The following is a 26125-nucleotide window of genomic DNA, read 5'->3' as shown; positions in this document are numbered from 1 at the left end:
TTTCCCTTTCCGGCGAGTCCGACTCTATCAGATCCTTTCGGGCCTGATTCCCAGTCAGCGGGGCTTGTCTTCCCGGCCGTTGGGCCGTTCCGACGAGTGAGACTTTAGCGGAATCCTGGGCCCCGACGCTAATCGGGGTCGCGCTCCTTCGAACGCGGATTCCTCATTTCGCAAATGCGCACAGAAAGCTGGGCGACAGATGTCGCTTGCTCGATGTGGTTCCTGCGGAATGGCTGTCCGGGGACCGACCGGAGTCGGCGCTCACGTCGGACAACCCGGAGAACATTACGGATGCGGGCGGCTCGTGTCAACCTCCGGCTGACCCGGGGTGTGGTGGAAGGCCAGGCGGTAGTCCCGGGGGCTGGTGGCCAGGTGGGTCGCAAAGTGCTGGCGCATGGTGATCTCGCTGCCGAAGCCCGTACGGCGGGCCACCTCGGGGAGCGGGAGGTCGGTCCGCTCCAGAAGCTTCTGGGCTGCGGCGATGCGTTGGGTGATCAGCCAGCGCAGCGGCGTGGTGCCCGTGGTCGCCTGGAAGTGGCGGGCGAAGGAACGGGGGGACATGCCGGCGCGGGCGGCAAGGTCGGCCACCGTGTGGGGTTCGGCCAGGTGGGTCAGAGCGAAGGCCCGTACCGCGGCAAGGGTGTCGGCGTCCCGGTCCGTGTGCGGGGTGGGGTGCTCGATGAACTGGGCCTGGGTGCCGGTGCGGAACGGGGCCGTGACCATCGAACGGGCGATCGCCGCTGCGGCTTCGGCGCCATGGGCCGTCCGGACGAGATGGAGGCAGAGGTCGATACCGGCCGCGGTGCCGGCTGACGTCCAGACGTTGTCGTCCTGGAGGAAGAGGGCATCCGGGACGACCGTCACCTGAGGGTGGTGGGTGCGGAGGAGGTCGGTGAGGTTCCAATGGGTGACGGCTCGGCGGCCGTCGAGGAGCCCTGCCTGGGCGAGAGTGAAGGCGCCACCGCAGAGTGCGGCTATGGGGGTACCTCGGGAGTGGGCGCGGCGGAGGGCGTCGAGGACCGGCGCAGGAGCGGGGGTGAGGTGGTCGTCCAGGCCGGGGACGACGATCAGGTCGGCGCCGGCCAGCCAGGCGAGGGGGCGGTCCGGGCTGAGGGAGAGGCCGCCACGCAGCGGGATGGGGGCCTGGTCGGCGGCGGTGCGGCGCAGGTCGAAGAGCGGGACGCCGCGGTCCGTGCGGTCCACGCCCCAGACCTCGGTGATGACCGAGACGTCGAAGGCGCGGATGCCGGGGAACGCGACCAGCGCGATGCGCGTGGGGGCGGAGGAGGGGCGGGGCGGCACGCTGGCAGTAAAGCATCGATCGATGGCTTTTTGACCTCTGGGTGATACCGGTCCGAGGCGGCAGCATCGTTCGTATGGAGATCGCAGAGAACGCAGCGCTGGTCGTGGTGGACGTGCAGGAAGGCTTTGAGGAGGAGGCTCACTGGGGCCCGCGGAACAATCCCGAGGCGGATCGGAACATTGCGGAGCTCATCGACGCCTGGCAGACGAGCGGGCGGCCCGTCGTCTTCGTACGGCACGACTCGACGAAGCCGGACTCTCCGCTGCGGCCCGGCTACTCGGGGAACGCGTTCAAGGGGTATGTGGAGGAGCGGCGTGGGAAGGGCAGCGGGCCCGAGCTGTTCCTGACGAAGACCGTGAATTCCGCCTTCTACGGCACGCCCGATCTCGGGGCGTGGCTCAGTGAGGGCGGGGTGCGGCAGATCGTGGTGGCCGGGATCCAGACGAACATGTGCGCGGAGACGACGGCGCGGATGGGCGGGAATCTCGGGTACGAGGTGTTCTTCGCGTTCGATGCCACGTACACGTTCGACGGGGTCGGGCCGTGGGGGTGGGCACTGAGCGCGGACGAGCTGGCGCGGGCCACCGCTGTGTCGCTGCACAGCGGTGGGTTCGCGAAGGTCGTGACCAGTGCGGAGCTGGTGGCTGCTGCCGGGAAGTGAGGATCAGCCGTTGCCCGAGGCCAGCTCGCGGCTGCGGTCGCGGGCTGCTTCGAGGGCGGCGATCAGGGCGGCGCGTACGCCGTGGTTCTCCAGCTCCCGGATGGCACTGATGGTGGTGCCGGCCGGGCTGGTGACGGCTTCGCGGAGCTTGACCGGATGTTCGCCACTGTCCCGGAGCATCACCGCCGCACCGATGGCGGCCTGCACGATCAGGTCGTGGGCCTGGGCGCGGGGCAGACCGAGCAGGATGCCCGCGTCGGTCATCGCCTCGACGAGGAAGTAGAAGTACGCGGGTCCCGAGCCGGACAGTGCGGTCGCGGCGTCCTGCTGGGACTCGGGGACGCGGAGGGTCTTGCCCACACCGCCGAAGATCGCCTCGGCGGTGGCGAGATGTTCGGTGGTGGCGTGGCTGCCCGCCGAGATGACGGACATGCCCTCGTCGACGAGGACAGGGGTGTTCGGCATGACCCGTACGACCGGAGTCCTCGCGGCGAGGCGGTCCTCGATGAAGGCGGTTGTGATACCGGCGGCGGCGCTGATGACCAGCCGGTCGGCCGTGAGATGGGAGGTGAGTTCGTCGAGGAGCCGGCCCATGTCCTGGGGCTTGACCGCGAGGATGAGGACGTCGGCGCGCTTGGCGGCTTCGGCGTTGGTGACGGACTCGACGCCGTAACGGGTACGGAGCTCCTCGGCACGCTCGGAGCGGCGGGCGGTGACCAGCAGGTCGGCCGGGCGCCAGCCCGCCCGGATCATGCCGCTGAGCAGGGCCTCGCCGATCTTGCCGGTGCCGAGGACTGCGACTGTCTGGGTCATGCGGTTCACCCTCCGGACGGTGCGGTGGTACGCGGTTCTGGTGGTGCGTCGTCGCCGCCATCCTCGCACCGGCACGTCAGGCGGTGCGGCGGCGGAGGGTGGCTGCGCCAAGGGCGAGGACGAGGAGGGCGCAGCCCGAGACGATCAGGACGTCGCGGACGAAGTTCCCGGTGACCTCGGTGTGGTGGAGGACTTCGTTCATGCCGTCGACCGCGTACGACATGGGCAGGACGTTCGAGATCGCTTCGAGGGCGGGTGCCATTCGGTCGCGCGCGATGAACAGTCCGCAGAGCAGGAGCTGCGGGAAGATCACGGCCGGCATGAACTGGACGGCCTGGAACTCGGACGCGGCGAAGGCCGAGACGAAGAGGCCGAGGGCCGTGCCGAGCAGGGCGTCGAGCAGGGCGACGAGGAGCAGCAGCCAGGGGGAGCCGACCACGTCGAGACCGAGCACCCAGACCGAGAGCGCGGTGGCCAGGAGGGACTGGAGGATCGCGACGGCGCCGAACGCGAGGGCGTAGCCGGCGATCAGGTCGCCCTTGCCGAGCGGCATGGCGAGGAGGCGTTCCAGGGTGCCCGAGGTGCGTTCGCGGAGGGTGGCGATCGAGGTCACCAGGAACATCGTGATCAGCGGGAAGATGCCGAGGAGCGAGGCGCCGATGGCATCGAAGGTCTGTGGGGTGCCGTCGAAGACGTACCGGAGCAGCGTGATCAACACGACCGGGATGAGGAGCAGCAGCGCGACGGTGCGCGGGTCATGGGTCAGCTGGCGCAGGACGCGGGCGGCGGTGGCGAGGGTGCGGGCGGGGCTGAGGGCCTGGGGTCCGGGCCGGTCGCGGCCGCCGGTGGGGGCCTGCGGGGTGACGGTGGCCTGCTGCGGCGTGTTGGCCGTGCTCATCGGGCGTTCTCCTGAGAAGTGGCGGCCTCGTCGACCAGGTGGAGGAAGGCTTCTTCGACGGTGGCGGTCCGGGCGTGGGTGCGCAGTGCCTCGGGGGTGCCGTCGGCGAGGATCGCGCCCTCGCGCATGAGGAGCAGGCGGTGGCAGCGCTCGGCCTCGTCCATGACGTGGGAGGAGACGAGGAGCGTGGTGCCGTGGTCGGCGGCGAGGGTGTGGAAGAGGCTCCACAGGTCGCGGCGGAGCACCGGGTCGAGGCCGACGGTCGGTTCGTCGAGGACGAGGAGTTCGGGCGTGCCGAGCAGGGCTGCGGCGAGGGAGACACGGGTCAGCTGGCCGCCGGAGAGGGTGCCGGCGAGGGCGTCCGCGTGGCTGGTCAGGTCGACATCGGTGAGGGCGCGGGCGACGGCGGCGCGGCGGGCTTCCCGGTGTCTGCGGCCCGGCTGAAGGATCGCCGCGAAGTAGTCGAGGTTCTGCCGGACGCTGAGGTCGGTGTAGACCGACGGCGCCTGGGTGACGTACCCGATACGTGGGCGGAGGGTGGGGTGGCCGGCGGGGTTGCCGAGGACGTCGAGGGTGCCGGTGACCTTGGCCTGGGTTCCCACGACGGCTCGCATCAGGGTGGATTTGCCGCAGCCCGAGGGGCCCAGAAGGCCGGTGATCCTGCCGGGTTCGACGGTGAAGTCGAGGCCGCGCAGGACGGCGCGGCCGCCTCGTACGACCGTGAGGCCGCGGGCCTCGATGGCGGCACCCGAATAATTCATCATGCGATGAATATTGATCCTCGGCACGGTCGCTCGTCAAGGGATCGGGGCGGCGCAGCCTTCGAAGGCGCAAAGGCGCCCTCGGCGCGGGCGTGGAGCGGGCTGCACCGCACCGACCGCGCATCGGCCGCGGCCCTGGAGGCGTGGGCCGCGGCGCGGGAGGCACGAGAGCGGTGGGGATGTGTGGAGGTGGGTGGGGCCGGGTCGGCGTGCGGGTCAGCGCCTTGCCACGCCGAGGTCGACCACGTAGCTCTCCTCGACCGTGCCGTCCGGAAAGAGCTCCGCCAGGCAGTCGCGCTCCTCGGCGAGGAACCGGCGCGTGGGTTCCTCGCCGAGGACGAGGAAGGCGGAGTGGCTGCCGAGGTTGGCGAGGTGGGTGTCGACGGAGACCTGGCGGGTCCAGGGCACCAGGCGGTGCACGAAGCCGAGTGCGGCCGGCAGGTCGCAGGAGCGGACGGGCGAACCGTGGGCACTGTCGTCCGCGCCGAGGAAGCGGCGGAGCCGGGCGTCCTGCCCGGCGATCCAGGGGACGGCGTGATCGGAGACGTTCCACCAGAGCGCGAGCGCGCCGCCCGGGCGCAGGACGCGAAGGGCCTCGGAGGTGGATCGGCTCTGATCGGTCCAGTGCCAGGACTGGGCGTACGTGATCAGGTCGGCCGAGGCGGTGGCGAAGGGAAGACGATTGCCGTCGCCGCGCACGATCGGTACGCGCGGGAGTGTGCGGTGCAGTTCCGCCGCCATCCCGGGGCCCGGTTCGACGGCGGTGACGTGGGCCCCGCGCTCGGACAGGAGCCGGGTGGAGATGCCGGTGCCCGCGCCGACGTCGAGGGTGCGGGCACCGCGCAGGGGGCGGCCGGCGAGCTCTTCGACCGCGGCGAAGAGGGCAGGCGGGTAGCCGGGGCGGGCCGCGGCGTACTGGCCGGCGGCGCGGTCGAAGGAGAGGGCGCGGGAGCGAGGCGTGGTGGGGTCTCCGTGGGGCATGGGGGTCATCCTGGCCCGGGTGGGGTTACTTGCGGCGGGGTTTCCTGCCCTTGGGCGTCTTGCGGCCCGCCGGGTTTCCGGTCCTGGCCGAGCGGCGCTTGGCGTACTGGGCGACGGCCGCCTCGTACTCCGTGCGTCGCAGTTTCTCGCCCGGCGCCTCCAGGAGCGAGCGGAAGAAGTACGCGAGCAGCGAGCCGATGAAACCGATCGTCTTCAGACTGCGCAGGTTGTCCTCGCCGGCCGGCTCGGCGGGGCGGCGGCTGAACCCCTCCCAGGTCTTGCGGAAGGCGATGGCGCTGCAGATGCCGAACATCAGGACCACCAGGATTCCGACGAAGCTGCCGATGTCGGCGATCTCCAGACCCTGGTAGGCGAAGCGGAGCACGAAGCAGGAGGCGACTGCCGCGGCGAGGGAGCCGAGGGCGACGCCGACGCGGCGGAGCGCGTACCGGCCGTCGTGCTCGACCCAGGTCGTGCCGAAGAATCGGATGGACTCGGGCTGCGGGCCGGGGGCGGTGCCGGTGCTCGCGGCGCTGGGCCCGGTGCGGTCGGAGGCTTCGCTTTTCTCGCTCACGAGGTCGATTATCCCCGGGGCGGCGGCACCGGCGGCGGCGCTGCCCCTGGGCGGGACGGAGCAGCGCCGTCCGGCATCAGCCGCAGTGTTCCCACGGGCTCGTGAACGTGTACGCACCGACGCCCGCCTCGATCATTCCGCCCCACTTCACGCAGCGGCCGCCTGCGGCGAGGCGTACCGGACCGGCGTACGAGGAGTACGTGCCCTGGGCCTTCGCCTGCTCCTTGCCGTCGCCGTCCACATCGAGCCAGGCGCCGGTCGGCAGCGCGAAACCGCCGGTGGAGGAGGAATGGAGAGTGACCACGCAGTTGGACTTGGTGCTCGCGTTGTAGAGCAGATAGACGCGGCCGAGTTCGGTGGTGGAGTCGAGGAAGGCGTGCGAGTCGATCTGGGTGTAGCCGGATCCGCAGATACCGGCTGCGGTGGCGGTGTTGGTGCCGGCGGCTTCCGTGGACGCCGCGTGGGCCGGGACGGCACCGAGGGCCGCCAGTGCGGCGATCGTCGAGGCGATGACCGCCGAGCGGTGGATGCGGACGTCGGTACGGACAGGGATGTGCATGCTCCCCCAATCGTGAGAACGCAAGATGGGCGTAATTCTGGGCATCCGCCCGGATACGTGGAGTGACTACCCGTTCGTCTCGTCAGGCACACGCAGTGGCCCCCGGCGTACGAGAACGCCGGGGGCCACTGCGTGTGCGGGATCTGGTGTCGGGTCAGCCGAGCTTCGAGACGTCGCGCACCGCGCCGCGGTCCGCGCTCGTCGCCATCGCCGCATACGCGCGCAGCGCCGCCGAGACCTTGCGCTCGCGGTTCTTCGGCGCGTACACGCCGTTCAGCGCCTCACGGCGGGTGGTCAGCTCGGCCTCGGGAACGAGGAGCTCGATCGAGCGGCTCGGGATGTCGATCCGGATCCGGTCGCCGTCCTCGACCAGTGCGATCGTGCCGCCCGACGCCGCCTCCGGCGATGCGTGGCCGATCGACAGGCCCGACGTACCGCCGGAGAAGCGGCCGTCGGTGACGAGCGCACAGCTCTTGCCGAGGCCGCGGCCCTTCAGGAAGGAGGTGGGGTAGAGCATCTCCTGCATGCCGGGGCCGCCGCGCGGACCCTCGTAACGGATGACGACGACGTCGCCCTCCTTGATCTCCTTGCGGAGGATCTTGTCGACGGCCTCGTCCTGCGACTCGCAGACGACAGCCGGGCCCTCGAAGGTCCAGATCGACTCGTCGACGCCCGCCGTCTTCACGACGCAGCCGTCCTCGGCGAGGTTTCCCTTCAGTACCGCGAGGCCGCCGTCCTTGGAGTACGCGTGCTCCAGGTCGCGGATGCAGCCGCCCGCCGCGTCCAGGTCGAGGGTGTCCCAGCGCTCGGACTGCGAGAAGGCCGTCGCGGAACGCACGCATCCAGGGGCCGCGTGCCACAGCTCGACGGCCTCGGGGGACGGGGAACCGCCGCGGACGTCCCAGTTCTTCAGCCACTCGCCGAGGGTGGCCGAGTGCACCGAGTGCACGTCCTCGTTGAGCAGGCCGCCGCGGTGCAGCTCACCGAGGATGGCGGGGATGCCGCCGGCCCGGTGGACGTCCTCCATGTAGTACGTGCCGCCGGGGGCCACGTTGGGGGCGACCTTCGAGAGGCAGGGGACGCGGCGCGAGACCTCGTTGATGTCGTCGAGGTTGTAGTCCAGCTCGGCCTCCTGCGCGGCGGCGAGCAGGTGCAGGATCGTGTTGGTGGAGCCGCCCATGGCGATGTCCAGCGCCATCGCGTTGTCGAACGCGGCGCGGGTGCCGATGGAGCGCGGCAGGACCGTCGCATCGTCCTGCTCGTAGTAGCGCTTGGTGATCTCGACGACCGTGCGGCCGGCCTCCTCGTACAGCGCCTTGCGGGCGGTGTGCGTGGCGAGGACGGAGCCGTTGCCGGGGAGGGAGAGGCCGAGGACCTCGGTCAGACAGTTCATCGAGTTGGCGGTGAACATGCCGGAACAGCTGCCGCAGGTGGGGCAGGCGTTCTCCTCGATACGGAGGATGTCCTCGTCCGAGACGTTCTCGTTGACCGCGTCACTGATCGCGTTGATCAGGTCGAGCTTGCGGACCGTGCCGTCCACGAGGGTGGCCCTGCCTGCCTCCATCGGGCCGCCGGAGACGAAGACCGTCGGGATGTTGAGGCGCATCGCGGCCATCAGCATGCCGGGGGTGATCTTGTCGCAGTTGGAGATGCAGATCAGCGCGTCCGCGCAGTGCGCCTCGACCATGTACTCGACGGAGTCGGCGATCAGGTCGCGGGACGGGAGGCTGTAGAGCATCCCGGCGTGGCCCATCGCGATGCCGTCGTCGACGGCGATCGTGTTGAACTCACGGGGGACGGCGCCTGCGGCCTTGATCGCGTCGGAGACGATCCTGCCCACGGGGGCGAGGTGCGTGTGGCCGGGGACGAACTCGGTGAACGAGTTGGCGACCGCGATGATCGGCTTGCCGATGTCCTCGCCGGCTACGCCCGAGGCTCGCATAAGGGCGCGGGCGCCCGCCATGTTGCGGCCGTGGGTGACAGTGCGGGACCTCAGCTGGGGCATCGTCTCTCGCTCCTTCGACAGAAAAGACTGTCTTCGAGCCTACGCCTCGACTCCAAGATCTGGACACCGTGTCCGGAATGCGGGACGGGGCGCTCAGTGGGTGGGCGGGGTGCGGCTCGGTGGGTGGAGGTCGCTGCACGGCCGTTCCCCCCGCCCGCTCCCTTCCAGGAACCGGGGCTCCACCCCGGACCCCGGGCCTCGAGCGCCGGACGGACCCAAAGGCCACCCTGGGGCGGTCAGGTCTCCGTCAAGTAACGCTGGAGCGTCGGCGCGATCATGGCGATGATCTTCTCGGGGTCCGCCGAAGCCAGCGGCTCCGCCTGGATCACGTACCGCAGCATCGCGATCCCGAGCATGTGCGACGCGGCCAGTTCCGCACGGAACGTCGCGTCCGGTACGTCGAGCGCCTCCGCGACCCGCTCCAGCAGCCGTCGCAGGACGAAGCCGCGCAGCACCTTCGCCGCCCCTTCGTGCGTCAGGGCGGAGCGCATGATCGCCAGCAGGGGAGCCCTGGACGCCGGGTTCTCCCACACGTCGATGAAGTAGCGGGCCAGCCGCTCCCCCAGTCCGTCCGTGCCCATGCCCAGGACGGACGGGATCACGAGGGCGGGTTCGAAGGAGACCTCGATCGCCGCCGCGAAGACCTCGTCCTTCGTACCGAAGTAGTGATGGACGAGTGCGGCGTCGACACCCGCCGCCTTGGCGATGCCCCGGATCGACGTCTTGTCGTAGCCGCGTTCGGCGAATTCGGTACGTGCCGCTTCCAGGATGCGTTCGCGGGCGCCGGGGCCGGTGTCCGCAGTCGTACGGGCGGGGCGGCCTCGGCGCTTCGGGCGCTCGGGGGGTGTGTGTGCCGTGCCCTCCCCGCCGGTTTTCCCGTCCGCCCTGCCGGGGGTCATGAGCGCGGGACCTGCGCCGACGAGGAAGCCAGGTGCAGCCGGGTGAAGGCGAGCGCCTCCGCCAGGTCGGCTTCACGTTCGGCTGCGGACATGGCGCGGCGGGTGTTGACCTCGATGACGACATGGCCGTCGAAGCCCGTGCGCGCCAGGCGCTCCAGCAGTTCCGCGCAGGGCTGGTCACCGCGGCCGGGCACCAGGTGCTCGTCCTTGTTGGAGCCCTTGCCGTCGGCGAGGTGGACGTGGGCGAGCCGGTCGCCCATCCGGTCGACCATGGCCATGCCGTCGGTGCGGGCGGTCGCGGTGTGCGAGAGGTCCACGGTGAAGTGGCGGTAGTCGCTGTTGGTGACGTCCCATTCGGGGGCGTACGCGAGCATCTCGCGGTCCCGGTACCGCCACGGGTACATGTTCTCGACGGCGAAGCGCACATCCGTCTCGTCCGCCATCCGCCAGATGCCGGTGACGAAGTCGCGCGCGTACTGACGCTGCCAGCGGAACGGCGGATGGACGACAACGGTCGTCGCTCCGAGCTTCTCCGCGGCCGCACGGGCCCGCTGGAGCTTCACCCATGGATCGGTGGACCAGACCCGCTGGGTGATCAGCAGACAGGGCGCGTGAACGGCGAGGATCGGCACCTGGTGATAGTCCGAGAGCCGTCGCAACGCCTCGATGTCCTGGCTGACGGGATCGGTCCAGACCATGATCTCGACACCGTCGTAGCCCAGACGCGCGGCAATCTCGAAGGCCGTCGCCGTCGACTCCGGATAGACGGAAGCCGTCGACAGGGCGACCTTCGCATCCGGGATGCGCACCACTGGTTCTGCCACGCAGACAGCGTACGGGGCAGGTGTGCGCCCCACCGAGGCGTCGGGGCGGAAAGTGAGAAGGGCCATGGCTCCGCTCCCGGCGTTCCGCACTCCCCCGTCGCCCCGGTCCTCCAGCGGAACGCGCGGTCAGTTCAGGGCGGCGGCCGCCCCCGTCGGGAGGTGGTCCAGGCGGCGCAGGATCACTCCCTCACGCAGCGCCCACGGGCAGATCTCCAGCTCCTCCACACCGAACAGATCCATCGCCCCCTCGGCGACCATCGCCCCGGCGAGCAGCTGCGCGGACCGCCCCTCGGAGACGCCGGACAGTCGTCCGCGCTGGTCGGCTGTCATGGTCGCCAGCTTGGGCACCCATTCCTCCAGCGCCTTCCGGGTGAGGGCGCGCTGCACGTAGAGGCCCTCGGCGGAGCGCGCGGCGCCTGCGATCCTGGCGAGCTGCTTGAACGTCTTGGAGGTCGCCACGACGTGGTCGGGGCGACCGAAGCGGCTGAACTCACCGACCGTACGAGCGATGCTGGCCCGCACGTGGCGGCGCAGCACCTTCACCTCGGTCGGGTCCGGCGGGTCGTGCAGCAGCCAGCCGGCGGTGAGGCGCCCGGCCCCGAGCGGCAGCGACACGGCGGCGTCGGGCTCCTCGTCGATGCCGTACGCGATCTCCAGAGAGCCGCCGCCGATGTCGAGGACCAGCAGCTTCCCCGCCGACCAGCCGAACCAGCGGCGGGCCGCGAGGAAGGTGAGCCGGGCCTCCTCCTCGCCGCTGAGGACGGCGAGATCGACGCCCGTCGCCTCCCGTACCCGCGTCAGCACCTGGTCGGCGTTGCTCGCTTCCCGCACCGCGGACGTGGCGAACGGCAGCACGTCCTCGCAGCCCTTGTCCTCGGCGGCCTGCAGCGCGCCGTTGATCGTCGACACGAGCCGGTCCACGCCCTCGGGGCCGATCGCTCCGTCCGCATCGAGAAGTTCGGCCAGGCGCAGTTCCGCCTTGTGCGAGTGCGCGGGCAGCGGGCGGGCACCGGGATGTGCGTCCACCACCAGCAGATGAACCGTGTTCGACCCCACATCGAGGACTCCGAGTCTCATACGCGGAACGCTACTGCTCCTGCGGACTTACTCTTGGCCCGTGCCAAAGACGAAAAAGGCGAAGCCGGGCAAAGTCACGAATAAGCAGAGAACGAAGCAGGAGATGCAGCAGCCGGAAACGAACGGGCCCGACCGGTCCGAAGACGAGAAGGGGATCGACTTCGCACGCGCCTGGGTCGAGTTCCCCGACCCCGCGGACGACGAGCAGGTCTTCCGCTGCGACCTGACCTGGCTGACCTCCAGGTGGACCTGCATCTTCGGCAGTGGCTGCCAGGGCATCCAGGCGGGCCGTGCGGACGACGGATGCTGCACGCTGGGTGCGCACTTCTCCGATGAGGACGACGAGCAGCGGGTGGCGGACCACGTCTCCCGGCTGACCCCGGAGCTGTGGCAGTTCCACGACGTCGGCACGGAGACGGGCTGGGTCGAGGTCGACGACGACGGCGAACGCCAGACGCGCCGCTGGAAGGGGTCCTGCATCTTCCAGAACCGGCCCGGATTCCCGGCCGGAGCCGGGTGTTCGCTGCACATCCTGGCGCTGCGCGAGGGCAAGGAGCCCCTGGAGACCAAGCCGGACGTGTGCTGGCAGCTGCCGATCCGGCGTACGTACGACTGGATCGACCGCCCTGATGACACGCGCGTGCTCCAGGTCTCGATCGGCGAGTACGACCGCCGGGGCTGGGGTCCGGGCGGTCACGACCTGCACTGGTGGTGCACGTCGGCGACCTCGGCGCACGGGGCCGGGGAGCCGGTGTATGTCTCGTACCGGCCCGAGCTCACCGAGCTGATGGGCAAGGAGGCGTACGAGCGGCTGGTCGAGCTGTGCGAGGAGCGGCTGTCCTCGCTGCTGCCGATGGCGCCGCATCCGGCGGATCCGCCGGGACCCACGAAGGGTCAGGGGCCCAGTCGCCCGCGGGGCTGAGGACCGACGGGCAGACGACGGACGGGCCGAGTTCGGCATTCACCCCGTCGGCGCCGGGTCGGACGGGCTTGTCCCCGGGTCGGACGGGCTGGACGAGTCCGACGGGTCCGGTGACGGCGGCTGGGTCGGGTCGGTCGGCGACGGGTCCGTCGGCGAGGGTGTGGGATCCGTCGGGTCCGGCGACGGGTCGGTCGGCGAAGGCGTGGGATCCGTCGGGTCCGGCGACGGATCCGTGGGCCCCGGTGAGGACGGCGACGGGTCGGACGGCACCGACGGGCCGCCGGACGGCGTCGCTCCGTGCCCGCTGATCGCCACCGCCGAGCCCGACGGGGCGAAGCCGACACGGGCGCCCCAGGCACCCGCCGGTTCTCTCGCATGGTCGACGACGACGCGGATCGTGACGCTCTCACCTGCGGCAAGGGTGCCGGAGGACCTGCTGAGCCGCAGCCAGGGCGCATTCGCCCGCGCCGACCAGGCCACGGGCGCGCTGCCCGAGGCGGTCAGCGTGATCAGCGTCGTGCCTCCGGATGAACGGGCCGTGACCAGGATCCTGCCGGGGCCGCGCTGTCCCGTCCCCGCGCTGATGACCTCGGCGGAGACATCCGGCGTACGGCTGCCTTCCTTGAAGCTGGCGCCTGGCTGGGGGCTGGCGTTGCCCGCATTCTCGTAGCGGTCGTGCGGGTCGTCGTCGAGACCGCGCCGGTCGTCCGTCCCGGTCGCGGTGACCGACGCTCCGTCGTGCCCCTCGCCGGTCAGTGGCGCCCCCCTGTAGGCGGACCACAGGGCAATCACGGGGGCGGCGACAACCGTCGCCACCACCGTCGTCGTCACGGCTCTCGCCCGGAGCCGGTCCCGGCGCGCGGCGTGGTCCTTGGGGTCCATCGGGAAGCCCGCCCGGTCGAAGCGCGGACTGCCGGACCGATTCCTCTGAGCGTGGATCATCGCGACGCATGCGGACGGCCGCGGCGCCTCGACGACCGGCAGCGCGGCCGCAGGGGTCAAGGCGCCGCCCGGCCAGGGGCCCTCGGCGCCCGCCCGTTCGGCGGCGCGACGGCAGCGGGGGCAGTCGTCGACGTGACGGACGAGTTCGCGGCGCAGGGCGGCGGAGAGCAGGACGCGGTGGTCCCCGGTGAGGCGGGCGACGGTGGGACAGTTGGAGGTCTCGACGACGGCGAGGGCGGCGCGGGTGCGTTCCACCTCGCAGGCCGCGGCGGCGAGGATCTCGCGGGCGACCGCGGGTTCGAGGCCGAGGACGGCGGCCACGGCGCGCGGGGCGAGGCGGTGGCGTACGGCCAGTTCGAGCGCTTCGCGTTGTTCGGGCGTGGTGCCCGCCGCTTCGGGCCAGGCGAGCTGTGCGAGTTCGCGGCGGTGCGCTTCGGCGGCCGCGGCGGAATCGGGGGTCGGGGCGTGGGCGTTCGTGAGGCCCGTCTCGCCGGCGGTGTCGGGGGGTGGGGTGACGGCCGGGAGCGCACGGTTTTCCGAACGCGCCCCCCTGGGGGTCTTCCCGCCCGACTGCTTCTGCTGCCGGCGATGCGCCTGACGACCCCGTTTCTGCTCGGCGAGCTTGCGCAGGCACGTCCACCTGGCCAGCGCGTAGAGCCAGGTTTTACGTTCCTCCTCACCTGCGGGACACCGCCCGTCCTGCCGTTCCGCGATGGCGAGCACACTCCCGAGCGCCTCGACGGCGCCGTCGTGGTCGCAGAGTACGGAGAGGCAGTAGGTGAACAGGCCGTCGAGATGCGGCTCGTAACGAGCGGGCGGTCGCTGCGGCGACGAGTGGGGCGCACGGCGCTGCCTCCGGTGTGCGCCGGTGGTGGGTGTAGGGGTCTCCCGCTTGCTGCTCGTCACCCGGCGACCGTAGGCAGAGCAGGGCATGTTCTTGGCGACTCTTGCCCACTTTTAACCCTTACGGGTGAATGTATCGCTCAAAATGGGACAGGAGCCCCTGATTCCGTCGGAGCCTCCTCTCCGTTCCCTGTCACCGCGACCGCCCGCGCACCCGCGCCGGGCGGTGTTGTCAGTCCTCACCTATACGGTGGCGCCATGGCTGCCCGTACGAAATCCGCGAAGGACCGGCCGTCCTATCGCTGCACCGAATGCGGCTGGACCACCGCCAAGTGGCTCGGCCGTTGCCCCGAATGCCAGGCGTGGGGGACGGTCGAGGAATTCGGCGGCGTCCCTGCCGTACGGACCACGGCGGCCGGCCGCGTGAGCACGGCCGCTCTCCCCATCGGCCAGGTCGACAGTCGGCAGGCCACCGCCCGGTCGACCGGTGTCGACGAGCTGGACCGGGTGCTCGGCGGCGGGCTGGTCCCCGGCGCCGTGGTGCTGGTCGCGGGCGAGCCGGGCGTGGGCAAGTCGACGCTCCTGCTGGACGTGGCAGCCAAGGCCGCCAGTGACGAGCACCGCACTCTCTATGTCACCGCGGAGGAGTCCGCGAGCCAGGTGCGGCTGCGGGCCGACCGGATCCGCGCGATCAACGACCACCTCTACCTCGCGGCCGAGACCGACCTCTCCGCGGTCCTCGGCCATCTGGACGCGGTCAAGCCGTCCCTGCTCATCCTCGACTCCGTACAGACCGTCGCCTCGCCCGAGATCGACGGTGCGCCCGGCGGTATGGCGCAGGTCCGCGAGGTCGCCGGAGCGCTCATCCGCGCCTCGAAGGATCGCGGCATGTCCACGCTGCTGGTCGGCCACGTCACCAAGGACGGCGCGATCGCCGGGCCGCGGCTGCTGGAACATCTCGTCGACGTGGTGCTGTCCTTCGAGGGCGACCGCCATGCGCGCCTCCGGCTGGTCCGCGGCGTGAAGAACCGGTACGGAGCGACGGACGAGGTCGGCTGTTTCGAACTGCACGACGAGGGCATCACCGGCCTCGCCGACCCGTCCGGGCTCTTCCTCACCCGGCGCGACGAACCCGTACCCGGCACCTGTCTGACAGTCACCCTGGAGGGACGGCGTCCGCTCGTCGCCGAAGTGCAGGCGCTGACGGTCGATTCGCAGATCCCGTCGCCCCGGCGCACCACCTCCGGGCTCGAGACGTCCCGGGTCTCGATGATGCTGGCCGTTCTGGAGCAGCGCGGCCGGATCAGCTCGCTCGGAAAACGGGACATCTACAGCGCGACGGTCGGCGGTGTGAAGCTCTCCGAGCCCGCCGCCGACCTCGCGGTCGCACTGGCGCTGGCCAGTGCGGCAAGTGACACACCACTGCCCAAGAACCTGGTCGCGATCGGCGAAGTGGGCCTCGCGGGCGAGGTCAGACGGGTGACCGGGGTGCAGCGCAGACTGGCCGAGGCACACCGGCTGGGCTTCACCCACGCACTGGTCCCGACCGACCCTGGGAAGGTCCCGGCCGGTATGAAGGTCACGGAAGTCGCCAACATGGGCGACGCGCTGAGAGTACTCCCGCGCCGGTCTCGTACGGAGGCCCCACGGGAGGACAACGCGCGCCGGTAGACTTTGCCCTGGTCTCGCCCGTCCGCACGAACGGTACGAGGGACGTAAGGGCACCGCAAACCTGTGACCGGAGGAGTGCAGTGGCAGCCAACGACCGGGCAACATCGCCCGGAAAGTCCGGCCAAGGCACCGGTATCGAGGCGCTGATGCGCGCCTCGCTGAGCGCCGTCGCGCCCGGAACAGCCTTGCGGGACGGCCTGGAGCGCATTCTCCGCGGCAACACCGGCGGGCTGATCGTTTTGGGCATGGACAAGACCGTCGAGTCCATGTGCACCGGCGGCTTCGTGCTGGATGTCGAGTTCACCGCGACGCGACTGCGCGAGCTGGCCAAGCTCGACGGGGCGCTGATCCTCGACAAGGACATGAGCAAGATCCTCCGGGCCGGCGTGCAGCTGGTCCCGGACGCCTCCATCCCCACCGAGGAGACCGGCACCCGCCACCGCACGGCGGACCGGGTCTCCAAGCAGTGCAACTTCCCTGTCGTCTCGGTCTCGCAGTCGATGCGTCTGATCGCGCTGTACGTGGACGGGGAGCGCCGGGTCCTGGAGGAGTCCGCCGCGATCCTGTCGCGCGCCAATCAGGCCCTCGCCACCCTGGAGCGGTACAAGCTCCGACTCGACGAGGTGGCGGGCACGCTCTCCGCGCTGGAGATCGAGGACCTGGTGACGGTCCGCGATGTGACGGCTGTCGCACAGCGGCTGGAGATGGTGCGCCGGATCGCGACCGAGATCGCCGAGTACGTGGTGGAGCTGGGCACCGACGGTCGGCTTCTCTCGCTCCAGCTCGACGAGTTGATCGCGGGCGTCGAGCCGGAGCGCGAGCTGGTCGTGCGGGACTACGTGCCGGAGCCGACCGCGAAGCGGTCACGTACGGTCGCGGAGGCGCTGACCGAGCTGGACGCGCTCTCTCACACCGAGTTGCTCGAACTCCCCGTCGTGGCACGGGCCCTGGGGTACAGCGGCTCGCCCGAGACCCTGGACTCGGCGGTCTCGCCGCGCGGCTTCCGGCTGCTGGCGAAGGTGCCACGACTGCCCGGAGCGATCATCGACCGGCTCGTGGAGCACTTCGGAGGCCTGCAGAAGCTGCTCGCGGCGAGCGTGGACGATCTCCAGACGGTGGACGGGGTCGGCGAGGCGCGGGCGCGGAGCGTGCGCGAAGGACTCTCGCGGCTGGCCGAGTCGTCGATTCTTGAGCGGTACGTGTAGGCGCGGGTCTCACGTCGGCTCGGGGCCCGGTCGGTGGACCGGGCCCCGACGTGCGTTTGGGACCGTGTTCACGTTCCGCTCGGCACACCGGCACTTCGCGGACCGGTCATCGGCGGGCCGGTACTGCGCGCGCCGGCCTTTCGCGTCGGTCGTTCGCGTCGGCTCCTCGCGGACTCGTCCTTCTCGAACTGGCCCTTCGCACGCCGGTACTTCGCAAGCCGGTCTTTCGCTTCAGTCCTTCGCGAGGACGAACGATGCGCGCTGCACGGGCTCACCGGAGGTCTTCGCCTCGACGAGGTACGTACCCGGCCCCACTGATCCTGCGGGTGGCGTCGCACACTGCGGAGCGCTCTTCTTCCGGTCCCACTCCACGGTGTGAACGATGGTCGCGCCCGCCGGGACCTCCAGCAGCACACTGTCCGCGTTGCGCGGGCAGTCCTTCGAGGACCACACCTCGGCGTCGTCGCCACCGGCCTCGGTGATGGTGAGCACCGCGCTCTTCGGTCCGAAGTCGGCCTTGCAGGCGGTGGACGAGGTGTTCTTGGCGATCAACCGGAGCTTCGGCTTCTCGCCTGGGCCGTAGCTGAGCTCGGTGCGCAGGGTCAACTGCAGTGCGGAAGGGGTGCAGTCGGGGATCGAGGAGCCGGCCGGGACCTGCCGGCCCTCGGCTCCGCCGCCGGAATCCGATCCGGTGCCGTAGTCGCCGTTGCTGCCGTCGGCTGCCCCGCCCGCGGTGCCCTCGGCGCCCGCGTCGGTACCGCCGCTGCCGTCGGCGGTACCCGACTCGTCGCGCCCGCCCGGCTGTTGGCTGATCGCCGGCCCCGAACTGGAAGGCCCAGGACCGATGGAGTGTGCGGGTCCGGACCCGTTGGGCCGGGAATCGCCCTTGTTCCCCTTGCTCCCAACGGAGGTGACGGCCCATACGATCAGCAGCGCGAGCAGCGCAATCAGCGTCGCCGCTACGGCCCTCCGTCGCCAGTAGATGGTGGAGGGAAGCGGCCCGATCGGATTGCGCAGAGATCCCACGGCTCAAACTGTACGAGAGATCGGCGCCAACTCCCGCCCCACCCGCCGCTCCAAACCTCAAGTTTTGCGGATCATCATCATGGGGCGGCTTGATTCCGGCCCCTACTTTCGTCAGGTGCGGCCCCTGACGATCGCGCAATGTGACGATCGTGCGCCGTTGCCTACGGTCAGTCACATGAAGAGTTCGACCACTGAGGCTGTGTACCGGGACATCACCGACTTCGCGCACGGCGCGCCGCGATGGGTGCAACATGTCGCCGAAGTATGGACGGAACTCGGGCTGCTGGTCTTCGGCGTCCTGTTCGTCGTGGGCTGGTGGCGGGCGCGCGGAGAGCATGCGGGATCCCTCGCCCTGTCGGTGCTTGCGCCCCTCGCGACGGCGGTCGGCTATGCCGTCAGTGAGGTGCTCAAGGCGGTCGTGGACGAGGAGCGCCCGTGTCGTGCGGTCGTCGGCGCGGCAGCCTCGTTGGTGCCCTGCCCGTCGACGGGCGACTGGTCGTTCCCGAGCAATCACGCGGCCATAGCCGGCGCCGCCGCCGTCGCACTGGCGTGCGCCCGGCCGCGCACGGCCTGGTTCACGGTGCCGATGGCGTTGCTGATGGCGCTCTCCCGGGTCTTTGTCGGGGTGCACTATCCGCACGATGTCGCGGTGGGGCTGCTGGTGGGCGGATCCGTAGCGGCGCTGGTGACCGTCCTGCTGTCCCGTCCGACGCGCTCGCTCGCCCGGACGGTACGGGACAGCCGGGCACCCGTCGCGGTCTGGATATCCGGCTCGGGGGCGGGGGGCCCGGACCGGGGACGCAGCACAGGTCGCTGATCGGGTCGGGGCCTCGGCGAATGCACGGGCGGCAGTCCGGGCGAAGACGCTGACCGGGTCTCGTCGTGGGGACAGACGGGTGGCGTTATCACCCCAAGAGCCCTCAAGCAGGGCGACACCACCGTGACCATGACCATCGCCCGCCCTTCCGTGTCAGGATCGACATGCGATGACTGCCATGACTGCGACACAGACGCCCCCCACATCCCTCCACGCTCCCGTGATCGGGTGGTTCGACCAGCACGCCCGCGATCTTCCCTGGCGCCGCCCCGAGGCGGGCGCCTGGGGTGTGATGGTGAGCGAGTTCATGCTGCAGCAGACCCCCGTCAGCCGGGTCATCCCGGTGTACGAACAGTGGCTGGCCCGCTGGCCGCGCCCCGCCGACCTGGCCGCCGAGCCGCCCGGTGAAGCGGTCCGAGCATGGGGCCGGCTCGGTTACCCGCGACGTGCGCTGCGGTTGCACGGCGCCGCGCAGGCAATAACGGAACGGCACGGCGGCGACGTGCCGAGCGAGCACGGCCAGCTGCTCGCACTGCCCGGGATCGGTGAGTACACAGCGGCGGCCGTGGCCTCGTTCGCGTACGGGCAGCGACATCCTGTACTCGACACGAACGTCCGCCGGGTGTTCGCCCGGGCCGCGACCGGCATTCAGTACCCGCCGAACGCGACCACCGCCGCCGAGCGGAAACTCGCCCGCGCGCTCCTCCCCGACGAGGACGAACGAGCGGCCCGCTGGGCGGCAGCCACGATGGAACTCGGTGCGCTCGTCTGCACCGCCAAGAACGAGGACTGCACGCAATGCCCGATCGCGACACAGTGTGCCTGGCGGCTGGCCGGGAAGCCCGCGCACGAGGGGCCTCCGCGCCGCGGTCAGACCTACGCCGGTACGGACCGGCAGGTGCGCGGACGGTTGCTCGCCGTTCTGCGTGAGGCGGTGACCCCGGTGTCGCAGGCGGCACTGGACACCGTGTGGGACGAGCCGGTGCAACGAGCACGGGCGCTGGACGGCCTGGTCGCCGACGGCCTGGTCGAACCGCTCCCGGGCGGCCAGTACCGACTTCCGCTGAGCTGAGGGCTGTCCCGTAATCCCTGGCGCGCCCGTCATGGATTACGGGAAAGCCCTTGGAGGTGTCCGGCGGATCAGGACCGCGACGCCCGGCACGGCCCTGATCCGCCGGACACCTCCTGGGAACAGAGCAGGAAGGCCCTCCCCCACCGCTGTTACACAACCGATGGACAGCCGTGCGTCGGCGTATGGCTGCTCCGCACAACGCCGTGACAACCGCTCCGTAACGTCTCCGACCGTCAGCCCACGCACCAGTGGCTGGCAGAGGTCAAACGGGGATCGACGGGGACGGAGGCGGTTGGAATGGCGCAGGGCGAGGTGCTCGAATTCGAAGAGTACGTACGCACCCGGCAGGACGCTCTGCTGCGCAGTGCGCGCCGACTGGTCCCCGACCCGGTGGACGCGCAGGACCTGCTGCAGACAGCCCTGGCCCGTACCTTCGGCCGCTGGGACGGGATCGCCGACAAGTCCCTGGCCGATGCCTACCTGCGCCGCGTCATGATCAACACCCGTACGGAGTGGTGGCGGGCCCGCAAGCTGGAGGAGGTGCCCACCGAGCAGCTGCCCGACGCCAGCATCGAGGACGGCACCGAGCAGCGCGCCGACCGTGCTCTTCTGATGGATGTCCTGGGTGTGCTGGCTCCCAAGCAGCGCAGCGTCGTCGTGCTGCGACACTGGGAGCAGATGAGCACGGAGGAGACGGCCGCGGCGCTCGGTATGTCGGCCGGTACGGTGAAGAGCACGCTGCACCGTGCGCTGGCTCGGCTGCGCCAGGAACTGGAGAGCCGCGAGGCCATGAGCAGGGAAGCCAGGATCCGTGAGGCCCAGGGCCACACGGCGGGCGACCGGGCTCCGGCCACCGGTGCCACGCAGCGTGCGCGGGCAGGGGCGCAGCTCCGCGGACAGGCGGACCGGCGTCATGACGAACGGGGGCGGGAGCGGTGCGCGGCCTGACAGGCAGCGGTGAACGCGAGGACACGGCGACCGGCAGTAGGGGTACCACCGCCGGGGACACGGCGACCGGCCGATGCGCGGCGACCCGCATCGGTGGTCGCCGGCTGACCCGGTGGGCGGCGAGCGGTACGACGCTGGTCGGGTTCGCCGTTCTGGCGCTCCTCACCGTCAGCTGTTCCACCGGTGGTACCGGCACCCGTGACGAGGGCCCGGCAGGCACCCAGTCGGTCGCCCAGGTCACGCCGTCGGCCACCGCGCCGTCCACGGCGAAGCCCACCCCGCGGGTCGATCCCGTCCAGCTGGTCAAGCGGGACTCCCGGGTGAGCGAGCGGGTCAGGACGGACCTGAAGCCCTGCACGGGCAGCGAGTACCCGGTCGACTCCTCGTACGGCAGGCTGACGGGCGGCTCCGCGCCGGACGTCGTGGTGAACGTGATGACCTGCGGCGACTCGGTGGGCGTCGGCACCTACGTGTACCACCGGCAGAGCAACGGCACGTACAAGAACATCTTCACCACCGAGCAGCCCGCGGTCTACGGCACCATCGACCGGGGCGAGCTGGTCGTGACGACCCAGGTGTACGAGAAGAAGGACTCGGTCGCGTACCCGTCGGGCGAGGAAGTGGTCACGTACCGCTGGGCCGACAACCGGTTCGCCGAGCACGACCGGGTGCACAACGACTTCAACAGAGCCGTCGGCAACGGAGAAGGGGAATTCCCGGAGCCCACGGAACCGACGAAGAACTGAGAGCAGTCGATGGCCGAGACCCACGTCCTGTTCGTCGAGGACGACGATGTCATCCGCGAGGCCACCCAGCTGGCGCTGGAGCGTGATGGCTTCGCGGTCACCGCGATGCCCGACGGCCTCTCCGGTCTGGAGGCGTTCCGGGCCGACCGGCCGGACATCGCCCTGCTCGACGTGATGGTGCCGGGCCTGGACGGGGTCAGTCTGTGCCGTCGTATTCGCGACGAGTCGACCGTGCCCGTGATCATGTTGTCCGCCCGCGCCGATTCGATCGATGTGGTGCTCGGCCTGGAGGCCGGCGCCGACGACTACGTCACCAAGCCGTTCGACGGCGCTGTTCTGGTCGCCAGGATCCGAGCCGTGCTGCGCCGCTTCGGCCATGCGTCGGGCGGACAGCCGGGCGGCGCGGCGGCGGAGTCCGAGCCTGTCGGCGGAGTGCTGGTCTTCGGCGACCTGGAGGTCGACACCGAGGGCATGGAAGTACGCAAGGGCGGAGCGCACGTGGCGCTGACCCCGACCGAGATGCGGCTGCTGCTGGAGTTCTCGTCCGCGCCCGGCACGGTGCTCTCGCGCGACAAACTGCTCGAACGGGTCTGGGACTACGGCTGGGGAGGAGACACCCGGGTCGTGGATGTCCATGTGCAGCGGCTGCGTACCAAGATCGGGCAGGACCGGATCGAGACGGTCCGCGGTTTCGGCTACAAACTCAAGCCATGAAGCGACTGGCACTGCGGACGGGGGTCCGCTGGAAGATCAGTATCGCGATCGCCGTAGTGGGCGCGCTCATCGCCGTGGCGCTGAGCCTCGTCGTCCACAACGCCGCCCGCGTCTCGATGCTGGAGAACGCCCGTGAGGTGCAGCTGGAGCGGCTGACGTACGCGCAGCTGCTGTACGAGGCGACCAAGACGAAGAAGGCCGATCCCAAGTTCGGTGCCAAGCTCAACGACCCGACGATGCCGCGGAGCCTGCGGGCGGAGATCCGTAAGAACCGGCGCGCCACGCATGTCGACGAGTACGGGAACGGCGTGCCCGATGTGTGGGCCGCAGTGCCGCTGGCCAATGGCGACGTGCTGTCCCTGCACACCCGCTTCGCGGACCGTTCCGCCACGATCATGGGCGATCTCGACCGGGCATTGATCATCGGCTCCGTCTCGGTGGTCTTCGGTGGCTGCGCGCTGGGCGTGCTGATCGGCGGACAGCTGTCGCGCAGGCTGCGCAAGGCGGCGGCCGCGGCCGGCAAGGTCGCGCAGGGCCATACGGAGGTACGGGTCCGGGAAGCCATCGGCGGGGTCATACGGGACGAGACCGACGAGCTGGCCCGCGCGGTGGATGCCCTGACGGACGCGCTGAACGAACGGATCGAGGCGGAGCGCCGGGTCACCGCGGACATCGCGCACGAGCTGCGCACCCCCGTGACCGGGCTGCTGACCGCCGCCGAGCTGCTGCCGCCGGGCCGCCCCACCGAGCTCGTACGGGACAGGGCGCAGGCGATGCGCACGCTCGTCGAGGACGTGCTGGAGGTGGCCAGGCTGGACAGCGCGTCGGAGCGTGCCGAGCTGCAGGAGATCGCGCTCGGTGAGTTCGTCAGCCGCCGGATCGCGCTGCTGGACCCCGATGTGCGGGTCCAGGTGGTCCACGAGTCGTGGGTCAACACCGATCCACGCCGACTGGAACGCATCCTCGGCAATCTGCTGGGGAACGCAGCGAAGCACGGCTCCACTCCGGTGGAGGTCACCGTCGAGGGCCGGGTGGTGCGCATCCGCGACCACGGGCCCGGTTTCCCCGAGGCGCTGCTGCGCGAGGGCCCGAGCCGGTTCCGTACCGGAAGCAGCGACCGCTCCGGGCGCGGTCACGGCCTGGGGCTGACGATCGCGGCCGGTCAGGCCCGGGTGCTCGGCGCCCGGCTGACGTTCCGCAACGCGGCGCCGCAGGGCGCGGCGGAGGGGACCGGCGGGGCGATCGCCGTGCTGTGGCTGCCGGAGCACGCCCCGACGAATACCGGCAGCTTCCCGATCCTGCACCTCGCCGAACAGCGCCGGCCCGGGAGCCCGCGGACGGTCGCGCCGTCGGACGGCACACCGTTCGGCAGCTGATCCGGCCGGGCAGCGACGAAGGGGCCCTGGGGCGCGCGATCCGCGCGCCCCAGGGCCCCTGGTCACTGTCGGGTCAGACGTTCTCGCTCTGCTTGGCGTCGGCCACCGGCTCCGGTGCCTCCACGCCGCTCTCGGCGGTGGGCTCGGGCTTGGCCTCCGGGCCCGCCCCCCGCAGCGGTACCTCCTTGACGAACACCGCCGCCACCAGCGCGATCACACCGACCGACGCGCCGACCAGGAAGGCGATGTGCGTTCCGGACGACACCGCGAACTGGTACGCCTCACGCACCGCGTCCGGCAGCTTCGCCAGGCTCGCCGCGTCCAGTTGCGCGGACTTCGAGGTGGCTGCTCCGCCGCCGCGGGCCGCCATTTCGTCCTGCACCCGTCCGGTGAACAGCGCACCCATGATCGCGACGCCGAAGGAGCTGCCGAGCGTACGGAAGAGGGTGGTCGCGGAGGAGGCGACGCCCATGTCCTTCAGCTCGACGCTGTTCTGCGCGACGAGCATCGTGATCTGCATCAGGAAGCCCATGCCTGCGCCGAGGACCGCCATGTAGATGCCGGAGGTGAAGCGGGTGGTGCCGGTGTCCATCTGCGAGAGCAGGAACAGGCCGACCACCATCAGGATGGAGCCGATGATGGGGAAGATCTTGTACTTGCCGCTGCTGGTGGTGACCCGTCCGGCGATCAGCGAGACGACCATCATCGACAGCAGCATCGGCAGGAGCAGCAGACCGGAGTTGGTCGCGGACGCACCCTGGACGGACTGCTGGAACAGCGGCAGGAAGAGCACCGCTCCGAACATCACGAAGCCGGACATGAAGCCGATGACCGACATCAGTGTGAAGTTGAGGTTGCGGAAGATGTGCAGCGGAATGATCGGTTCTGCAGCCTTCGTCTCGACGAAGAGGAAGCCGACGAGCGAGACGACACCGATCGCGATGAGCTCCATGATCACGGCGGAGTCCCAGGCGTACTCCGACCCCCCCCAGGTGGTGACCAGCACGATCGCGGTGATGCCGACGGTCAGCAGTCCGGCGCCGAGGTAGTCGACCTTCGCCTTGGTGCGCTTCTTGTTCGGCAGGTGCAGCACGGCGGTGACCATGGCGAGGGCGACGGCGCCCAGCGGCAGGTTGATGTAGAAGCTCCAGCGCCAGCCGAGGTGGTCCGTGATGGTGCCGCCGACCAGCGGCCCGCCGATCATGGCGATCGCCATCACACCGGCCATCAGCCCCTGGTACTTGCCACGCTCGCGGGGCGGCACCAGGTCGCCGATGATGGCCATGACTCCGACCATCAGGCCGCCCGCGCCGAGCCCCTGGATCGCGCGGAAGCCGATCAGCTGGCCCATGTCCTGGGCCATGCCGCTCAGTACGGAGCCGATCAGGAAAAGCACGATGGACGTGAGGAAGATGCCCTTGCGTCCGTACATGTCGCCGAGCTTGCCCCAGATCGGGGTCGATGCCGCAGTGGCCAGGGTGTACGCGGTGACGACCCAGGACAGATGCTCCAAGCCGCCGAGATCACCGACGATGGTCGGCATGGCGGTGCCGACGATCAGGTTGTCGAGCATGGCCAGCAGCATGGTGATCATCAGGGCGAGCATCACCACCCGGACGCTGCGCTGCTGCGGTTCGGGTGCGGGCGGCTCGTCGGCAGTCTTCTCGGCTGCTCTGCCGCCCGGCTTCCCGTCCGCCGCCTTCTTCAGGTCCGACATGGTTCCCAACTCCCCTGATCCCCTGTTAGCCGGGCCCTTACTTGCCGCCCGGCTAGTTGACTACACTGGGCAAAGTAGACCCGCAACTAGCCGGGCGTCAAGTAAGTTTTTTTGGGGAGCGCACCATGGGCAGCACACCGCAGCCACGCCGGGGCAATACGCGCCAGCGGATCCAGGACGTTGCCCTGGAGCTCTTCGCCGAGCAGGGCTACGAGAAGACCTCGCTGCGCGAGATCTCCGAGAAGCTGGACGTCACCAAGGCGGCGCTGTACTACCACTTCAAGACCAAGGAAGACATTCTCATCAGCATCTTCGAGGACCTCAATCGACCCGTCGAGGAGCTGATCGCCTGGGGCAAGGAACAGCCGCGCACCCTGGAGACGAAGAAGGAGCTCCTGGTCCGCTACAGCGACGCACTGGCCGCGGCGGCGCCGCTCTTCCGGTTCATGCAGGAGAACCAGGCGACCGTACGGGATCTCAGCATCGGAGAGACCATCAAGGGCCGCGTCGTGACTCTCGTCGATCTGATCAAGGAACCCGACGCGCCCCTGACCGACCAGGTGCGCTGCTTCACCGCACTCTTCGCACTGCACGCGGGCATGTTCGCCCTCAAGGACTTCGACGGCGACCCCGAGGACAAGCGCAAAGCCGTCCTCGAAGTCGCCTTCGATCTGATAACCCAGGCCCACGGCCCGGACCCCGCGAGCTAGTGCCCGCGACCGACCATGCTTGCCCCGTCCAAGGACGTCCGGCCGCCGTGCGATCGCACGG

Annotated in this window: 25 protein-coding genes; 11 read left to right on the top strand and 14 right to left on the bottom strand. The window is 70.3% G+C overall.

Translation table 11 applies throughout. The features are described 5' to 3' along the window. Window positions 1-285 precede the first annotated feature (285 nt). The gene (locus ACFU8W_RS48310; protein WP_384052241.1) at window positions 286-1302 is read right to left on the bottom strand and encodes a GlxA family transcriptional regulator; all 1017 of its coding nucleotides are present in this window, start codon (window positions 1300-1302) and stop codon (window positions 286-288) included. 74 nt (window positions 1303-1376) lie between these two features. On the opposite strand from ACFU8W_RS48310, the gene ACFU8W_RS48305 reads away from it, so the two are divergent. Then, on the top strand, window positions 1377-1964 hold the full coding sequence (locus ACFU8W_RS48305; RefSeq protein ID WP_384052240.1) for a cysteine hydrolase family protein: 588 nt from the start codon (window positions 1377-1379) through the stop codon (window positions 1962-1964). 3 nt (window positions 1965-1967) lie between these two features. Here ACFU8W_RS48305 and proC read toward each other — a convergent pair whose 3' ends face one another. The 10 genes from proC to ACFU8W_RS48255 form a co-directional block, all read right to left on the bottom strand. Continuing rightward, the gene (gene proC / locus ACFU8W_RS48300) at window positions 1968-2777 is read right to left on the bottom strand and encodes a pyrroline-5-carboxylate reductase (protein WP_266984431.1); all 810 of its coding nucleotides are present in this window, start codon (window positions 2775-2777) and stop codon (window positions 1968-1970) included. A 76-nt stretch (window positions 2778-2853) separates the two neighbouring features. Further along, window positions 2854-3675 carry an ABC transporter permease gene (locus ACFU8W_RS48295; protein ID WP_384052239.1) on the bottom strand — a complete coding sequence of 274 codons (822 nt, stop codon included), beginning with the start codon at window positions 3673-3675 and terminating at the stop codon, window positions 2854-2856. Continuing rightward, complete coding sequence (locus ACFU8W_RS48290) at window positions 3672-4439, bottom strand: ABC transporter ATP-binding protein (protein WP_384052238.1); 768 nt, start codon at window positions 4437-4439, stop codon at window positions 3672-3674. Before ACFU8W_RS48290 ends, ACFU8W_RS48295 begins: the two co-directional genes overlap by 4 nt. Window positions 4440-4652: 213 nt before the next feature. Then, window positions 4653-5426 carry a class I SAM-dependent methyltransferase gene (locus tag ACFU8W_RS48285; protein ID WP_384052237.1) on the bottom strand — a complete coding sequence of 258 codons (774 nt, stop codon included), beginning with the start codon at window positions 5424-5426 and terminating at the stop codon, window positions 4653-4655. A gap of 16 nt (window positions 5427-5442) precedes the next feature. After that, window positions 5443-5991, bottom strand: coding sequence for a hypothetical protein (locus ACFU8W_RS48280; protein ID WP_384052236.1), 549 nt, complete (start codon window positions 5989-5991; stop codon window positions 5443-5445). Window positions 5992-6067: 76 nt separating this feature from the next. Continuing rightward, complete coding sequence (locus tag ACFU8W_RS48275; protein WP_384052235.1) at window positions 6068-6550, bottom strand: hypothetical protein; 483 nt, start codon at window positions 6548-6550, stop codon at window positions 6068-6070. Window positions 6551-6704: 154 nt separating this feature from the next. Then, entirely contained in the window at window positions 6705-8555 is a 1851-nt protein-coding gene (gene ilvD, locus ACFU8W_RS48270) for a dihydroxy-acid dehydratase (RefSeq protein ID WP_384052234.1), read from the bottom strand. 236 nt (window positions 8556-8791) lie between these two features. Continuing rightward, the gene (locus ACFU8W_RS48265; RefSeq protein WP_384052233.1) at window positions 8792-9454 is read right to left on the bottom strand and encodes a TetR family transcriptional regulator; all 663 of its coding nucleotides are present in this window, start codon (window positions 9452-9454) and stop codon (window positions 8792-8794) included. Next, window positions 9451-10278: a sugar phosphate isomerase/epimerase family protein gene (locus ACFU8W_RS48260; protein WP_384052232.1), complete on the bottom strand. Its 828-nt coding sequence runs from the start codon at window positions 10276-10278 to the stop codon at window positions 9451-9453. The genes ACFU8W_RS48265 and ACFU8W_RS48260 overlap by 4 nt, the downstream gene beginning before the upstream one ends. A gap of 126 nt (window positions 10279-10404) precedes the next feature. Next, entirely contained in the window at window positions 10405-11355 is a 951-nt protein-coding gene (locus tag ACFU8W_RS48255; protein WP_384052231.1) for a Ppx/GppA family phosphatase, read from the bottom strand. Between the two features lie 40 nt (window positions 11356-11395). Here ACFU8W_RS48255 and ACFU8W_RS48250 point away from each other — a divergent pair, with 40 nt between their 5' ends. Next, window positions 11396-12277 (top strand): hypothetical protein, encoded by an 882-nt coding sequence (locus ACFU8W_RS48250; RefSeq protein ID WP_384052230.1) that lies wholly within the window; start codon window positions 11396-11398, stop codon window positions 12275-12277. A 39-nt stretch (window positions 12278-12316) separates the two neighbouring features. Here ACFU8W_RS48250 and ACFU8W_RS48245 read toward each other — a convergent pair whose 3' ends face one another. After that, entirely contained in the window at window positions 12317-14125 is a 1809-nt protein-coding gene (locus ACFU8W_RS48245; protein WP_384052229.1) for a hypothetical protein, read from the bottom strand. A gap of 195 nt (window positions 14126-14320) precedes the next feature. On the opposite strand from ACFU8W_RS48245, the gene radA reads away from it, so the two are divergent. Both radA and disA read left to right on the top strand, forming a co-directional pair. Further along, window positions 14321-15733 carry a DNA repair protein RadA gene (radA, locus tag ACFU8W_RS48240; protein ID WP_345517511.1) on the top strand — a complete coding sequence of 471 codons (1413 nt, stop codon included), beginning with the start codon at window positions 14321-14323 and terminating at the stop codon, window positions 15731-15733. A gap of 80 nt (window positions 15734-15813) precedes the next feature. Continuing rightward, window positions 15814-16938 carry a DNA integrity scanning diadenylate cyclase DisA gene (gene disA / locus ACFU8W_RS48235; RefSeq protein ID WP_345517510.1) on the top strand — a complete coding sequence of 375 codons (1125 nt, stop codon included), beginning with the start codon at window positions 15814-15816 and terminating at the stop codon, window positions 16936-16938. 231 nt (window positions 16939-17169) lie between these two features. Here the strand turns inward: disA and ACFU8W_RS48230 are convergent, their stop codons facing one another. After that, window positions 17170-17964 (bottom strand): hypothetical protein, encoded by a 795-nt coding sequence (locus ACFU8W_RS48230; protein ID WP_384052228.1) that lies wholly within the window; start codon window positions 17962-17964, stop codon window positions 17170-17172. A 175-nt stretch (window positions 17965-18139) separates the two neighbouring features. On the opposite strand from ACFU8W_RS48230, the gene ACFU8W_RS48225 reads away from it, so the two are divergent. The 6 genes from ACFU8W_RS48225 to cseC all read left to right on the top strand — a co-directional run bounded on the left by ACFU8W_RS48225 (window position 18140) and on the right by cseC (window position 23637). Next, on the top strand, window positions 18140-18781 hold the full coding sequence (locus ACFU8W_RS48225; RefSeq protein WP_384052227.1) for a phosphatase PAP2 family protein: 642 nt from the start codon (window positions 18140-18142) through the stop codon (window positions 18779-18781). 169 nt (window positions 18782-18950) lie between these two features. Beyond that, on the top strand, window positions 18951-19853 hold the full coding sequence (locus ACFU8W_RS48220) for an A/G-specific adenine glycosylase (RefSeq protein WP_345517507.1): 903 nt from the start codon (window positions 18951-18953) through the stop codon (window positions 19851-19853). A gap of 297 nt (window positions 19854-20150) precedes the next feature. Further along, on the top strand, window positions 20151-20801 hold the full coding sequence (locus tag ACFU8W_RS48215; protein ID WP_345517506.1) for a SigE family RNA polymerase sigma factor: 651 nt from the start codon (window positions 20151-20153) through the stop codon (window positions 20799-20801). After that, window positions 20789-21547, top strand: a complete 759-nt coding sequence (locus tag ACFU8W_RS48210; protein ID WP_384052226.1) for a hypothetical protein — start codon at window positions 20789-20791, stop codon at window positions 21545-21547. Before ACFU8W_RS48215 ends, ACFU8W_RS48210 begins: the two co-directional genes overlap by 13 nt. Window positions 21548-21556: 9 nt before the next feature. Further along, window positions 21557-22261 carry a two-component system response regulator CseB gene (gene cseB, locus ACFU8W_RS48205; protein WP_384052225.1) on the top strand — a complete coding sequence of 235 codons (705 nt, stop codon included), beginning with the start codon at window positions 21557-21559 and terminating at the stop codon, window positions 22259-22261. After that, the gene (cseC, locus tag ACFU8W_RS48200; protein WP_384052224.1) at window positions 22258-23637 is read left to right on the top strand and encodes a two-component system sensor histidine kinase CseC; all 1380 of its coding nucleotides are present in this window, start codon (window positions 22258-22260) and stop codon (window positions 23635-23637) included. The genes cseB and cseC overlap by 4 nt, the downstream gene beginning before the upstream one ends. Window positions 23638-23710: 73 nt before the next feature. Here cseC and ACFU8W_RS48195 read toward each other — a convergent pair whose 3' ends face one another. Beyond that, the gene (locus ACFU8W_RS48195) at window positions 23711-25354 is read right to left on the bottom strand and encodes an MDR family MFS transporter (RefSeq protein ID WP_384052223.1); all 1644 of its coding nucleotides are present in this window, start codon (window positions 25352-25354) and stop codon (window positions 23711-23713) included. Between the two features lie 125 nt (window positions 25355-25479). Here ACFU8W_RS48195 and ACFU8W_RS48190 point away from each other — a divergent pair, with 125 nt between their 5' ends. After that, on the top strand, window positions 25480-26064 hold the full coding sequence (locus ACFU8W_RS48190) for a TetR/AcrR family transcriptional regulator (RefSeq protein ID WP_384052222.1): 585 nt from the start codon (window positions 25480-25482) through the stop codon (window positions 26062-26064). Window positions 26065-26125 lie beyond the last annotated feature (61 nt).

Origin of the sequence: Streptomyces sp. NPDC057565, from assembly GCF_042801455.1 — a bacterium.
Classification (GTDB): Bacteria; Actinomycetota; Actinomycetes; order Streptomycetales; family Streptomycetaceae; genus Streptomyces; species Streptomyces yanii.
This window is presented reverse-complemented; position numbering and strand designations above follow the sequence as displayed.

Bases quoted from the DNA above. Each gene is read 5' to 3' on its own strand.
- radA (WP_345517511.1), top strand. From the start codon at position 14,321: ATGGCTGCCCGTACGAAATCCGCGAAGGACCGGCCGTCCTATCGCTGC.
- cseB (WP_384052225.1), top strand. From the start codon at position 21,557: ATGGCCGAGACCCACGTCCTGTTCGTCGAGGACGACGATGTCATCCGC.
- ACFU8W_RS48290 (WP_384052238.1), bottom strand. From the start codon at position 4,439: ATGATGAATTATTCGGGTGCCGCCATCGAGGCCCGCGGCCTCACGGTC.
- ACFU8W_RS48225 (WP_384052227.1), top strand. From the start codon at position 18,140: ATGAAGAGTTCGACCACTGAGGCTGTGTACCGGGACATCACCGACTTC.
- ACFU8W_RS48295 (WP_384052239.1), bottom strand. From the start codon at position 3,675: ATGAGCACGGCCAACACGCCGCAGCAGGCCACCGTCACCCCGCAGGCC.
- ilvD (WP_384052234.1), bottom strand. From the start codon at position 8,555: ATGCCCCAGCTGAGGTCCCGCACTGTCACCCACGGCCGCAACATGGCG.
- ACFU8W_RS48285 (WP_384052237.1), bottom strand. From the start codon at position 5,426: ATGACCCCCATGCCCCACGGAGACCCCACCACGCCTCGCTCCCGCGCC.
- ACFU8W_RS48265 (WP_384052233.1), bottom strand. From the start codon at position 9,454: ATGACCCCCGGCAGGGCGGACGGGAAAACCGGCGGGGAGGGCACGGCA.
- ACFU8W_RS48275 (WP_384052235.1), bottom strand. From the start codon at position 6,550: ATGCACATCCCTGTCCGTACCGACGTCCGCATCCACCGCTCGGCGGTC.
- ACFU8W_RS48255 (WP_384052231.1), bottom strand. From the start codon at position 11,355: ATGAGACTCGGAGTCCTCGATGTGGGGTCGAACACGGTTCATCTGCTG.
- ACFU8W_RS48195 (WP_384052223.1), bottom strand. From the start codon at position 25,354: ATGTCGGACCTGAAGAAGGCGGCGGACGGGAAGCCGGGCGGCAGAGCA.
- ACFU8W_RS48305 (WP_384052240.1), top strand. From the start codon at position 1,377: ATGGAGATCGCAGAGAACGCAGCGCTGGTCGTGGTGGACGTGCAGGAA.
- ACFU8W_RS48190 (WP_384052222.1), top strand. From the start codon at position 25,480: ATGGGCAGCACACCGCAGCCACGCCGGGGCAATACGCGCCAGCGGATC.
- ACFU8W_RS48215 (WP_345517506.1), top strand. From the start codon at position 20,151: ATGGCGCAGGGCGAGGTGCTCGAATTCGAAGAGTACGTACGCACCCGG.
- proC (WP_266984431.1), bottom strand. From the start codon at position 2,777: ATGACCCAGACAGTCGCAGTCCTCGGCACCGGCAAGATCGGCGAGGCC.
- cseC (WP_384052224.1), top strand. From the start codon at position 22,258: ATGAAGCGACTGGCACTGCGGACGGGGGTCCGCTGGAAGATCAGTATC.
- ACFU8W_RS48220 (WP_345517507.1), top strand. From the start codon at position 18,951: ATGACTGCCATGACTGCGACACAGACGCCCCCCACATCCCTCCACGCT.